We start from the raw sequence: 13,312 nt of genomic DNA on the forward strand, positions 1-13,312 counted from the left end.
AGAATGGACAGCCGTAGGAAAATACGTTGACACGACACCAAACGGTGTCCTATAATCAAAACGTCACCAAAAGGTGTCCAATCAGTCAGGTCCAGTCGGAGAAATTGACGGCTGTTCCTTGGGAATACTGCGTAGGAGAGGGTGTTGTGAACGAGAACAATCCGCTGCGAGACGTATTCGACGCGATTGCAGACCCGACCAGAAGACGACTGATTCGTATGCTGGCAGAAGCTGAAGAGAAACCTCTTCACGAGCTGACTTCACAGTTCGATATGGGCCGGACGGCGGTATCCAAACACTTGACGATTCTCAAAGAGGCCGGGCTGGTGCTTGATCGCAAAGTCGGCAGAGAAACGAGATATAGACTAAACGCAGCTCCGCTCAGAGAAGTTCACGATTGGCTGGATTTCTACAGGAAGTTCTGGAACATGAATATGTTTAATTTGAATCTGCTATTAGAGGAGGAAGAAGAATGAGTCTATCCTTATCCCTGGATTTTCAATATACGACGACGATCGAGAAGCTTTGGTCCGCCCTGACCGACTCCAAGCAGCTTGCCAAGTGGGTATTGGAAAACGATTTTAAGCCCGTCGTAGGCCATCAATTTCAGTTCCGCGCCCAGCCGAACGAGTATTGGGACGGCATTATCGAGGGCGAAGTGCTTATCGTAGAACCGCCAAGCCGCTTATCCTATTCTTGGGCCAGCGGAGGGGAGAAGCATACGGTCGTCTGGACGCTGGAGGAGTTAAGCGACGGGAAGGTGAATCTCCATCTCGATCAAACCGGTTTCTCGAATCCGTATGGCGTACAAGGAGCAAAGCAGGGCTGGAGCGCATGGTGCGGAGAATTGGAGAAGCTGTTATCGCAATAATCGTCAACGGGCAATTGCGGCGAAAGAACCAGGAAACATTCACAGGGGCGAGATGAACCGGCTGCGCGACGTAAGCAGCCGGTTCATCTCGGTTCGGACAATCCAACAGTAATGGAAGGGTGTTGTACATGAGCGAAATTAATCAGGAGTATATCGTCATATCCGGAGCCAGGGAAAACAATCTGAAGAACGTTTCTTTGCGGATTCCCAAGCGGAAGATCACGATCTTCACCGGGGTATCCGGATCCGGCAAATCTTCGATCGTCTTCGATACGATCGCCGCAGAATCCACACGATTGCTGAACGAGAACTTCAGCATGTTCGTGCGAACTTTCCTGCCCCGCGTTCCGCAGCCGGATACGGATGCGATCGAGAATCTGAGCATGGCCGTTATCGTCGATCAGAAGCGTCTAGGGGGCGGTTCGCATTCCACCATGGGGACGATTACCGATATCTCTCCCATTTTGCGTCTGCTATTCTCTCGAGTGGGCCAGCCTTATGTCGGTCATGTCAATATGTTCTCGTTCAACGATCCGCAAGGCATGTGTCCGGAATGCAACGGGATCGGCCGCAAGTTGGGCGTCGACATGAGCAAGGCAGTGGACATGTCGAAATCGCTTAATGAAGGAGCTCTTATGCTGCCCGACTATTCGATAGGCGGCTGGGAATGGAACATGATCGTGCAGTCGGGAAATTTCGATTTCGATAAGAAGCTTAGCGATTACTCGGAGGAAGAGCTGGAACAGCTGCTGTACGCCAAGGCCAGGAAAGTCCAGATGGATTTCGCTGGCAAGGCTATGAATATTACGGTAGAAGGCGTCCTTGAGAAGTTCACTAACAAATATATCAAACAGGACTTGAAGGCGAAATCGGAGCGCACGCAAAAAAACGTTGCACCGTACATTTCCGAGGGACCTTGTCCTGGATGCCGCGGGGCAAGGCTCAGCCCGGCTACGCTTAGCTGCAGAATCAACGGATTTAACATCGCGGAGCTGTCCGCCATGGAGGTCGGTCAGCTGATTCGAGTCGCCCGAGAGATCGACGATCCGGTCGCTGCGCCCATCGTCAAATCGCTGACGGATCGGTTGCAGCATCTGGTGGATATCGGACTTGACTACTTAACGCTGAATCGCGAGACGGATACGTTGTCCGGCGGAGAGTCGCAGCGGGTCAAGATGGTGAAGCATCTGAGCGGCAGCTTGGTGGACGTCACTTATATTTTCGATGAGCCTAGCGTCGGCTTACACCCCCGCGATGTACACCGGCTAAACGAATTGCTTCAGAAGCTGCGCGACAAGGGCAATACCGTCATTGTCGTCGAGCACGATCCCGATGTGATCAAGGTGGCGGATCATATCGTCGACGTAGGCCCTCATGCCGGCAGCCGCGGCGGCAACATCGTATACGAAGGCAGCTTCCAGGGCTTGCTGGAGGCGGCTACGTTAACCGGTACTCATATGAAGCGGCCGCTCCATCTGAAGCAAGAGAACAGGCAGCCAAGCGGCCAGCTTTCGATCAAGAACGCCGCGCTGCACAACTTGCGGAACGTAAGCGTAGATATTCCAACCGGGGTGCTGACGGTCGTTACGGGTGTGGCAGGCTCCGGCAAGAGCACGTTAATAAACGACGTATTCCTCAGCCAGCATCCCGACGCGATCGTTATCGACCAATCGGCGGTAGGCGTGTCCACGCGTTCGAATCCCGCGACCTACACGGGCATAATGGACGATGTGCGCAAAGCATTCGCATCCGCGAACAAGGTCAATCAGGGCTTGTTCAGCTTTAACTCCAAGGGAGCCTGCGAGAACTGCCAAGGCCAGGGCGTCGTGTCTATCGATCTTTCTTTCCTGGACAGCGTGGACCTGCCGTGCGAAGTTTGCGGAGGCAGACGCTTCAAGGAAGAGGTGCTTGCGTACAAGCTGAACGAGAAGTCGATCGCAGACGTGCTGGAGATGACCGTCGAGCAAGCATTGCAATTTTTCCAGCAAAAAGAAGTCGTGCGCAAGCTTCAGGCAATGAGCGACGTGGGTCTGAACTATATTACATTGGGTCAGCCGCTTAGCACGCTTTCGGGCGGAGAATGCCAGCGGATTAAATTGGCCAGCGAGCTGCATAAGAAGGGCAGTATCTACGTGATGGACGAGCCGACAACCGGCTTGCACATGTCCGATATCGGCCAACTCATGGGGATCATGAACAGCTTGGTAGATGCCGGCAATACAGTGATCGTAATCGAGCACAACCTCGAAGTGATCAGCCAAGCGGATTGGATCATCGATATGGGACCGGACGGCGGCAGCAAGGGAGGAGAAGTCGTATTCGAGGGTACGCCTTTGCAGATCGTCCATGCAGAGCAGTCGATTACAGGAAAATATTTGAAATAGAAGGGAGAAGACGGGAATGGGCTTTTTCGCGGATTTTATAGCCGTGCTAAAAAAGAGAGAATTAGTATTTATTGAAAGCCGGAAGGAAACGGACGAGGTGTATTCGTTTCTGTTTGAAAAAGGGAAAGATTTGACCTGGAACCCGGGGCAGTACGGCTTGTTCAGCATTACCCACAAGAACGTTAAGAAGGCTACGCGACCATTCAGTCTGGCATCTGCTCCCGTTGAGGATGTCGTCAGAATAACAACGGTCATCCGTGACAATCCAAGCGAATTCAAGCAAGCTTTGCTGGAATTGACTCCGGGAATGAAAGTTAAAATGAGCGGGCCCTTAGGGGCTTTTTCTCTCCGGGATAACAGCCCTTCGCTCCTCATTGCCGGCGGTATCGGAATTACGCCTTTTCGGTCGATCCTCAAACAAATAGAGGCGGAAGGGAATAAAGGCGGGAACCAAATTCATCTGCTCTATATAGACAGCGGCAAATCGTATGTATTTAAAGATGAGCTTGACCGGGCAGCGAACAACGCTTCGATAAGCGTAACTTATCTGGATTCAAGAGACGACTTGACTCAGGAGACGAATAAGTTTATCGGCTTGCACAAGAACAACGGTAAATATTTGATTGCCGGATCCAAGTCATTTGTAGATTCCACTACGACTTATTTGAAGAATAATGAGGTTTCCAAACAGAACATTATGAAGGATTCCTTTTTCGGATATTAATTGGATTAATATTCGCGCTACCGCATATCGGATGGAGGAGGAAATAGGAGTGGCGGGAGTATCATGCGATACATCAGTAAAACGATTATATTTGGACTACAATGCCAGTACACCCTTAGCCGCTGAAGCGTTTGAAGAAATGCTGCCCTATTTGCAGCAATTCTACGGCAATCCTTCTTCATCGCATTGGGCCTCGGAATCGCTCAAACCGGCAATCGAGCTGGCAAGATCCCGGGTAGCCGCCTCTTTGGGAGCCTCATCTGACGAAATTGTATTTACGAGCGGGGGAACGGAAGCCAACAACCACGCTCTAAAAGGGGTTTTCTATGCGTCCCCGCATCGAGGCCGTCATATCGTCACGACTGCCATAGAGCATCCGGCGATTCTGAACCCTTGCGCTTTTCTTCATACGGTTGGAGCGGAGGTCACTTACGTTCAGGTCGACAAAGTGGGCAGGGTATCGCCCGAAGCAATAGAACAGGCCATCCGAGAAGATACGATCCTAATATCCGTCATGCATGCCAATAGCGAAGTCGGCACGATTCAACCGATTAAAAAAATCTCCGATATCGCCAGACGTTACGGCATTCCTCTGCATACCGATGCTGCGCAGTCCTTTGGCAAAATTCGCGTGAATGTGGAGGAGCTGGGAGTCGATCTATTATCTATTGCCGGCCACAAGCTGTATGCGCCCAAAGGCGTCGGAGCGCTGTACATTCGGACAGGAACGAAAATCGAACCCTTCATGCATGGAGCAGGGCATGAATCCGGTAGACGTGCGGGAACGGAAAATGTGCCCTATTTGGTTGGACTGGGCAAAGCTGCCGAGCTGGCTGCGGAACAGGCGTTTTCCTCGGAGGTTCGCGTACTTAAAGAAATTTTAAGAGAAGGCTTACGAGATGTTTTCGGAGAGAAGATTCGCTTTAACGGCGATCCCGAACACAGTCTGCCCAATACGTTAAACGCGAGTTTTCTAGGCCGGAACGGTCAAGACATTTTAAGACAATTTCCAGAGATCGCCGCTTCCACCGGATCGGCTTGCCATTCCGGAAGCGCGACTCTTTCTCCTGTGCTGAGGGCAATGGGGCTAAGCGAATATGAAGGGTTGGGAGCCATTCGGTTTAGTTTAGGCCGCTATACGACGAAGGAAGAAATCGAGAGCGTAATTGCATTGTTCCGCCAGCGACTTTGAATAGGCGCCGCCCCGAGAAAATAGAAGTGTTGGAGGAAGCCGCGAAGCCTTGTGCTTTGCGGCTTTTGTCGATTTATTCGACATTCTTTTATTATTCTTTTATTCGCTTTCATTATACTGTCCCTAAGATAGGAAACAGAATTTCGAGGGGAGTAAGCGAGATGTTGGAAACGACAAGAAAAGCGAAAATCTGGCTGTTGACGCTGGCGCTGCTGTTCACAGTATTCGGAAACAGCTTCGGAGAAGGCAAAGCTTATGCAGCCGGAGGCGATTTTGCGGGAGGAACCGGAGCCCAAGTCGATCCGTATCTGATCGAAACGGCCGACCAGTTGGATAAGGTACGGGGTTCATATCTGGATACGGGGACTTATTTTAAGCTCATCTCCGACATTGATTTAGGCGGATATGCGGCTGCAGGATGGAATTCTATCGGGGACAGCGTTACCCCGTTTTACGGCCATTTCGATGGAGACGGCCATACCATCAGCAGGCTTACGAATCATAACGGGGACAGCCTAGGACTATTCGGGGCATTATCGACCGGAGGCTGGATCGGCAACCTTAAGCTGACTGACGTATCCATTGTCGGAGACAGTCTCGTGGGCGGGCTTGTAGGCGATAACTATCAGGGAACGATCGACAATGTTTCTGTATCGGGCGAGATTACAGGAGTCGACTTGCTCGGCGGCCTGGTCGGTTATAGCTACGACGGAACGATTTCCAATAGCTGCGCAGCGGTAAAGATTACCGGGGAAAAAAAGGTAGGCGGCCTTATCGGCGAATTCATGGGGGAGATGAACGACAGCTGCGCGACGGGAGAGATTAGCGGAGATCGAAATGTGGGCGGGTTGATCGGCTATGCCGAGGAAGGGCAAATCCAGCGCAGCTATGCTTCGGGGAAAGTGTACGGTACGGATGAGGTTGGAGGATTGATCGGCAGAATCGAGGAAGGCGACATTAGCTATAGTTACGCTACCGGAGACGTCAGCGGAAATATGGATGTCGGCGGATTAATTGGCACTCAGATCAAAGTGACAACGAGCTACAACCATGCTGCCGGTAACGTGAGCGGCGATGCTAACTGCACCTCCATCGGCGGACTGATCGGATACAGCAATGATAGCAAAATTTTGTTCAGTTATGCGTTAGGAGAGGTCAGCGGGCTAGAGGATAGCAATAATGTCGGAGGACTAGCCGGTGTAAACTCTTACTGGAGCTTCGGGGAGATAAGCCACAGCTACGCCTTGGGAAACGTGGATGGGGGAACGAACGGTTTTAATGTGGGCGGTCTGGTTGGAGTCAATATGAACGGCACGATCAGCAATAGCTTCGCTTCGGGCGACGTGAATCGGAATTCGGGAGAAACCGGTTACTACGCAGGCGGGCTTGTAGGGGATAACACCTACGGAACGATTCAAGACAGTTACGCTTCAGGGACGGTGAGAGGAAACTATATCGTTGGAGGTCTAGTCGGCAATAATCCAAGCGATTTGGGGGGAGAGATCGTTCGAAGCTTCGCCATTGGCGACGTTGAGGGCGGCGGTATCGACAACATGAACATCGGCGGTCTGGTCGGCGATAATTCCTGGGGGAAAATTGTGGACAGCTACGCGGCCGGTAAGGTGAGCGGAAACGATGTTGTTGGCGGGTTAGCCGGGGGGAGTGACTCGGCGGAGATTTGGACGAGTTATTCTTATGGCGAAGTTACGGGGAGTACAAACACGGGCGGTTTCGTGGGAAGCGGAAGCTCAGCGACCATTGTCAATAGCTTTTACGATACTGAGAAGAGCGGACTGAGCATATCGGAAGGCGGGGCTGGCCTTATTACTGCCCAGATGCAAAGTCAAAGCTCATATGAAGCGGATGCTGTTAATGCGTGGGATTTCGCAGCAACTTGGGGAATTGATCCTGTAATGAACGGGGGCTATCCGTATCTCAAATCCAGCCTTGTCACTTTGCAGTATGAGGATAACGATAGCACAACCGGGACGGCTCCCGCTAGCCAATCCTACGTACCTGTAACAGAGGTCAGCTTGCCCGGGGCAATGGATCTCGTCAAGACGGGTCATACCTTTGCCGGTTGGAACGAGAAAGCGGACGGAAGCGGCGTGGGTTACAGTCCGGGCGATTCTTATAAGGTAAGAAAAAATACATCGCTGTATGCCCAGTGGATCGCAGTGACACTCAGCAGCGATGCGACGCTAATCTCCTCGATCGGGACAGTGAGCACAAATGGAACGGCAAGCGAGACAATTACGGATGTGCCATATGGCACGACGCTATCGGCGTTTAAGGCTGCGATCACTCCGGCTGCCAATGCAACATTTGAGGTGTACGAAGCAGATGGAGTGACAGTGGCGACTGTACTGGCATCCAACTATAAGGTAATCGTCACTGCCGAGGATGGCATCACTCAAGTGACATATACCATTACGGTGGACCCGGCTCCGCCAAGCAGCGATGCGACGCTAACCTCCTCGATCGGAACAGTGAGCACAAACGGCTCAGCAGCCGAGACGATTACGGATGTGCCATATGGCACGACGCTATCGGCGTTTAAGGCTGCAATTACTCCGGCTGCCAATGCAACATTTGAGGTGTACGAAGCAGATGGAGTGACAGTGGCGACTGTACTGGCATCCAACTATAAGGTAATCGTCACTGCCGAGGATGGCACCACTCAAGTGACGTATACCGTTACGGTCGATCCAGCTCCGCCGAGCAGCGATGCGACGCTGACTTCAACAATCGGGACAGTGAGCACAAATGGAACGGTAAGCGAGACAATTACGGCTGTACCGTACGGCACAACATTGTCTGCGTTCAAACTTGCGATCACTCCGGCTGCCAATGCATCGTTTGAAGTTTATGAAGCGGACGGTCTGACCGTGGCGACTTCGCTGGCATTCAACTATAAGGTAATCGTTACAGCTGAGGATGGCACCACTCAAGTGACGTATACCGTTACGGTCGATCCAGCTCCGCCGAGCAGCGATGCGACGCTGACTTCAACAATCGGAACAGTGAGCATAAACGGCTCAGCAGCCGAGACGGTTAAGGATGTGCCATATGGCACGACGCTATCGGCGTTTAAGGCTGCGATCACTCCGGCGACCAATGCAACATTTGAGGTGTACGAAGCAGATGGAGTGACTGTGGCGACTTCGTTAGCGTCCGGCTACAAAGTTATCGTCACTGCTCAAGACGGAACAACCCGGATGACCTATACCGTCACCGTAAAGTCAGCTCCGTCTAACCCAACCGCAGGAGGGAACGGGGGAGGAAGCTATACTCCACCGAGCAACAAGTTGATTCTTCAGCCAGGCAAATCCGGAGAATTGAGCTTGTTTGGGGAGATCACCGTCACTGTTCCGGTTGACGCTTCCGACAAAGAAGTGATTATCACGATCAATAGGGAAACGGACCCGCAAAAGCTGCTTTCGGACCCCGATGTGCTGCTAAGCTCAGTATTCGAGGTCCTTAAGAACTTTAAGGATGAATTCAAAAATCCCGTTACGATTACAATCAAGTTCAACTCTGCCAAGCTTCCGGCTGGACAGACGCCCGCTATATTTTTATACGATGAGGCTAAAAAGAGATGGATGGAGGTACCGAACGGCCAAGTAAGCGGAGATAAAGTTTCTGTCAAGGTGCGTTCATTGGCCAAATTCGCCGTTTTCGCCACCGAAAGCCCTGTTGATCAGGAGACAAACAAAGAGCCTTTGGTGAAGTTAACAGATATTGCCGGCCACTGGGCGGAATCGAGTATTTTACAAGCCGTAAGAGAAGGGATTATCGCGGGATATTCGGACGGCTCGTTCAAACCGAATCGGATCGTCACCCGCGCAGAGTTCGCATTGATGCTGATGAACGCATTGAAGCGAACGAACCAGGGAGGCGAATTGCCGTTCACCGATGCATCCAAGATTGGCCGTTGGGCGAAAAACGCCGTAGCGCTTGCCGTAGAAGCGGGATACATTAACGGCTATCGGGACGGAACGTTCCGTCCGAACTCGGCGATCACCCGAGCGGAGATGGCGATCATGGTCGCCAAGGTTCTAGGTCTGTCATCGGAAAAGGGGCTCGCAACCGAATTCAAGGATGACTTAGCCATCCCTGAATGGGCGAAAGGAGCAATAGTCTCTATTCAAGCGAAAGAGATTATGAAAGGCAGCCCGAACGGCGAGTTTGCTCCGGCGGCTAAGGCGACGAGGGCTGAGGCGGTAACTGTTTTATTAAAATTACTGGAGGCGATGGGGAAGTAAGCATCGAATGACAGGCGGCCGATGAGAAAAACATAAAGCTGTCATCCACCCCCGGTGCCGATCAGACGATTCTGGGGCAAGTGCATTATCGAAGAGTCCGCTTTTCCTAAGTGAAAAGCGAGCTCTTTTTTTATTCAAATTTCCCTTAGTAAGCGTATACAACAGATTTTATTCATCTCAAGGTCTGTATCCCTGCGTTATACTTTCATTTGCTGTGTCACCAAGAGATAAATGCAGAATAATAAATGCGCGAGCCTTACTCCATCACGCCAAATGTCCGAAAATGCACAACACCCGCTTACTTTGCCTCAAAACGGCGTTTGATTGCCTAATAAGCAAGGAATATACTGCAAAAGGATCAATTCCCGCAGTCTGATCGTCACGGCCGAATTGAAAGTGAAGTACCAGCGCATTTTATAAGAATAACAATCGGCGGTGGCGCAAATGGGATCTCAAGTGAAAAGATGGCTGCTAGGAAGGCCGCTGAAATCCAAGGAATTAGGGGAACAGAAGCTTAGGAAAACAAAGGCGTTGGCGATTCTCTCTTCGGATGCCTTGTCTTCCGTCGCTTATGGTCCCGAACAAATTTTGCTGGTGCTCGTCACGGTCGGCGCAAGCGCATTTTGGTACTCCATCCCAATTGGGATTGGCGTGCTGATCTTATTAACCGCCCTCATCCTGTCTTATCGTCAGATCATCCATGCCTATCCGCATGGCGGCGGCGCTTATGTCGTGTCTAAAGAAAATTTAGGGATTTTCTCCGGATTGATCGCCGGCGGTTCCCTGTTAGTGGATTACATCTTAACCGTAGCGGTAAGCGTGTCCGCAGGTACGGATGCCATTACTTCAGCGTTCCCCTCATTACATGAGCATAAGGTCGTCATCGCCGTTGTGTTCGTCATTTTGATCACCATTCTGAATTTGCGCGGCGTAACGGAGTCCGCTTCCATATTGGCTTATCCGGTATATTTGTTTGTACTGGCTCTTTTCATCCTGATCGGTGTAGGGCTTTATAACATTGCCACAGGCGCGGTCTCGACCGACCTGCACGCCTCTATCGGCACACCGGTGGCGGGGATCAGCCTGTTTCTGCTCCTGCGGGCGTTCGCTTCGGGAAGCTCGGCACTGACCGGGGTCGAAGCGATTTCCAATGCGATTCCCAACTTCAAGGAACCCGCTCCGCATAATGCGGCCAAAACATTGATGTCCATGGGAGTTTTGCTGGCACTTTTATTCTCGGGTATTGTGTTTCTAGCTTATTACTACGGAATTTCGCCGCATGCTCAGGTTACGGTTGTCTCCCAAATCGCCGAAACGACCTTCGGGCGTCATTTCATGTACTTCTTTATTCAAGCAACAACCGCTCTGATTTTGATTCTTGCGGCGAATACAGGGTATTCGGCCTTCCCGCTGCTGGCGGTTAATCTCGCCAAGGATAAGTTTATTCCGAGAATGTTCACCGTTAGAGGCGACAGATTGGGGTATTCCAACGGTATTATTATGCTTGGCGTCCTGTCGATCGTCCTAATCGTCGCATTCGGGGGTCAAACCGAACAGTTAATCCCGTTATACGCCGTTGGCGTGTTTATCCCTTTTACTCTGTCCCAGACTGGCATGATCCTGAAATGGATTCGGCAAAAGCCGAAGGGCTGGTTCCCTAGACTACTCATTAATGCCACCGGAGCGCTGATTAGCTTCACCGTCACTATGATGTTCTTTTTAACGAAGTTTGCTCAGGTTTGGGCTGTTCTGGTGTTTCTGCCGTTAATTCTGCTTCTTTTCTACCGTATCAGAAAGCATTATGAAGCTGTAGGGGATCAGCTGCGTTTAGCCACATGCGAGCCCGTTCCTCCGATTAAAGGAAACGTGGTTATCGTGCCGGTATCGGGAATTACCCATGTTGTGGAACATTCCCTTAACTACGCCCAATCGCTTGCAGCCGATCAAATTATTGCCGTGTACGTTCCGTTTGAAAGGGAAGAGGAGGTACGGTTCTCGGAAAAATGGAAAAAGTGGAGGCCGGACATTCGATTGGTGAGCCTTCATTCTCCTTATAGAAGCATTATTCAGCCGTTAAGTCGATTTATCGACGCTGTACAGCATAAAGCCGGCGAATCGGGCTACCAGGTTACGGTCATTATTCCCCAGTTCATTCCGAAAAAGGGATGGCACAATATTTTGCATAACCAAACGAGCTTAATGATCCGCACCTACTTGCTCCACCGCAAAGATGTAATTGTGACAACCGTTCCTTATCACTTGAAAAAGTAATAGGCGGTTTACAAGAAATCGAAAGGTGTCATATAATCTAATGGTCACCAAATGGTGTCCCATTGATCGGTCCATTCGGAGGGACAGGAAAAGACAGAGGGGGTATCTCGATTATGAAAGGCGTAAAGAACTCAAAAATTGATCCCTTCTTCAGCAAGGCTAAACAGTGGAAAGATGAATTCCAGAAGCTTAGAGAGATCGTTCTAGACTGCGAGCTGACCGAAGACTTCAAGTGGATGCATCCTTGCTACACCTATAAGAATGATAATATCGTGCTCATTCACGGATTTAAAGAGTACTGCGCGCTGCTGTTTCATAAGGGCGCCTTGTTGAAGGATCCCCATAAGATCCTCATCCAACAAACGGAGAACGTGCAGGCGGCGCGTCAGCTTCGTTTTACCAGCGTGGAACAGATCGACGAGATGCAGCTTATTATTAAGACGTATATCGATGAAGCGATCGAGGTCGAAAAGGCCGGGCTGCAGATCGAATTTAAAAAGAATACGGAATATGCCATTCCCGAAGAATTACAAAATAAATTCGTTGAAATTCCCGATCTGAAAGTCGCTTTCGAAGCGCTGACGCCGGGACGCCAAAGAGGGTACTTGCTTTATTTTTCGGGAGCCAAGCAGTCCAAAACTCGGGAATCCAGAATCGAAAAGTACTTGCCGCACATTCTCGATGGCAAAGGGATGGACGATTAGCCCCATTTTCACGGAATTCGCCAAAAATGAACTCCGCGCCTTCGCGGAGTTTTTTTATATGGAGCGTCGCTCGAGACTATGATAGGATATATATTGCCCATGTGGGAGCGATAGCTTCATAGAAAACGTAAAGCGAGGTCCGCCAGATGAGAAACACGGTCTCGACGTGTCTTCTGGGAATTGGCGTATTTTTATTTGCCGCCGGCTTTATTACAGGAATCGTTGCAGCGCAGGAGGGGGACGGAGGATTTCGGTTTATCGTCGCTTTATACTGGTGGCTATCGGCGATTATCGCGGGCTTTTTCTTTATCGGCTTGTCTGAAATCGTCCATCTCTTGCAAAGGCTACTGGACAAAAGTGCCGCACCGCCGTCTGCGTCAGCGGAATCCTTGAAGCGTGAAGGAGAAATCAGCAGCGAAATAACTGGAACTAACGGAACGGCTGCATCTCGCGAAAAAACAGCCGCCACTTCGAACGCTTCTGAAGCTCAGCCGCCAAGTGAAGTGTCGGAAGGGAAGATCAAGGATTTAACCCTTGTCCTCGATGGCGAACGCTTCAAAGGCCAGCTTTGGATCACCGCCTCCGAAGTCCAAGTCGTAAAGAGGTCCGCGTTCCAATCCGAGTCCGAAGCGCAGATCGTTAAGGTGATTAACAAGAGCGATCTTTCTTCTGATTATGAGCGGATTAAAGACTATTTTGTTTATAGTTTCAAAGAAGGAAGCCGCATTCAGAAATTAGAATTCAAAACTCATAATCTATACGATTACGAGCGAATAGTTAACCTGCTAAAATAAATATCGCTCATAAAAATCTAGATGTTGATTCAATTCAGAGATAAATGTGTCTATACATACTGTATCTTGGAATGTCGTTGCGCGTGTGCTACAATTGGTTTATTCAA

Annotated in this window: 9 protein-coding genes; all 9 read left to right on the forward strand. The window is 50.5% G+C overall.

What is annotated here, in order from left to right:
• Positions 1-146 precede the first annotated feature (146 nt).
• Positions 147-476 carry an ArsR/SmtB family transcription factor gene (locus DFP98_RS13780; protein WP_116061176.1) on the forward strand — a complete coding sequence of 110 codons (330 nt, stop codon included), beginning with the start codon at positions 147-149 and terminating at the stop codon, positions 474-476.
• Positions 473-871 carry an SRPBCC family protein gene (locus DFP98_RS13785; RefSeq protein ID WP_116061177.1) on the forward strand — a complete coding sequence of 133 codons (399 nt, stop codon included), beginning with the start codon at positions 473-475 and terminating at the stop codon, positions 869-871. Before DFP98_RS13780 ends, DFP98_RS13785 begins: the two co-directional genes overlap by 4 nt.
• A gap of 128 nt (positions 872-999) precedes the next feature.
• Positions 1,000-3,255, forward strand: coding sequence for an ATP-binding cassette domain-containing protein (locus DFP98_RS13790; protein ID WP_116061178.1), 2,256 nt, complete (start codon positions 1,000-1,002; stop codon positions 3,253-3,255).
• A 16-nt stretch (positions 3,256-3,271) separates the two neighbouring features.
• Positions 3,272-3,979 carry an FAD-dependent oxidoreductase gene (locus tag DFP98_RS13795; protein WP_116061179.1) on the forward strand — a complete coding sequence of 236 codons (708 nt, stop codon included), beginning with the start codon at positions 3,272-3,274 and terminating at the stop codon, positions 3,977-3,979.
• A gap of 49 nt (positions 3,980-4,028) precedes the next feature.
• Complete coding sequence (locus DFP98_RS13800) at positions 4,029-5,171, forward strand: cysteine desulfurase family protein (protein ID WP_246016523.1); 1,143 nt, start codon at positions 4,029-4,031, stop codon at positions 5,169-5,171.
• A 161-nt stretch (positions 5,172-5,332) separates the two neighbouring features.
• The gene (locus DFP98_RS13805) at positions 5,333-9,436 is read left to right on the forward strand and encodes an S-layer homology domain-containing protein (protein WP_116061181.1); all 4,104 of its coding nucleotides are present in this window, start codon (positions 5,333-5,335) and stop codon (positions 9,434-9,436) included.
• Positions 9,437-9,880: 444 nt separating this feature from the next.
• Entirely contained in the window at positions 9,881-11,707 is a 1,827-nt protein-coding gene (locus tag DFP98_RS13810) for an APC family permease (protein WP_116061182.1), read from the forward strand.
• A gap of 113 nt (positions 11,708-11,820) precedes the next feature.
• The gene (locus DFP98_RS13815; protein WP_116061183.1) at positions 11,821-12,411 is read left to right on the forward strand and encodes a YdeI/OmpD-associated family protein; all 591 of its coding nucleotides are present in this window, start codon (positions 11,821-11,823) and stop codon (positions 12,409-12,411) included.
• Positions 12,412-12,557: 146 nt separating this feature from the next.
• Complete coding sequence (locus tag DFP98_RS13820) at positions 12,558-13,205, forward strand: hypothetical protein (protein ID WP_116061184.1); 648 nt, start codon at positions 12,558-12,560, stop codon at positions 13,203-13,205.
• The last annotated feature ends 107 nt before the right edge of the window (positions 13,206-13,312 follow it).

Origin of the sequence: Cohnella phaseoli (genome assembly GCF_003386235.1) — a bacterium.
Lineage (GTDB): Bacteria > Bacillota > Bacilli > Paenibacillales > Paenibacillaceae > Cohnella > Cohnella phaseoli.

What these genes read in the sequence shown, in the direction of transcription:
- DFP98_RS13815 (WP_116061183.1), top strand. Translation starts at nt 11,821, where the DNA reads ATGAAAGGCGTAAAGAACTCAAAAATTGATCCCTTCTTCAGCAAGGCT.
- DFP98_RS13785 (WP_116061177.1), top strand. Translation starts at nt 473, where the DNA reads ATGAGTCTATCCTTATCCCTGGATTTTCAATATACGACGACGATCGAG.
- DFP98_RS13820 (WP_116061184.1), top strand. Translation starts at nt 12,558, where the DNA reads ATGAGAAACACGGTCTCGACGTGTCTTCTGGGAATTGGCGTATTTTTA.
- DFP98_RS13790 (WP_116061178.1), top strand. Translation starts at nt 1,000, where the DNA reads ATGAGCGAAATTAATCAGGAGTATATCGTCATATCCGGAGCCAGGGAA.
- DFP98_RS13805 (WP_116061181.1), top strand. Translation starts at nt 5,333, where the DNA reads ATGTTGGAAACGACAAGAAAAGCGAAAATCTGGCTGTTGACGCTGGCG.
- DFP98_RS13795 (WP_116061179.1), top strand. Translation starts at nt 3,272, where the DNA reads ATGGGCTTTTTCGCGGATTTTATAGCCGTGCTAAAAAAGAGAGAATTA.
- DFP98_RS13810 (WP_116061182.1), top strand. Translation starts at nt 9,881, where the DNA reads ATGGGATCTCAAGTGAAAAGATGGCTGCTAGGAAGGCCGCTGAAATCC.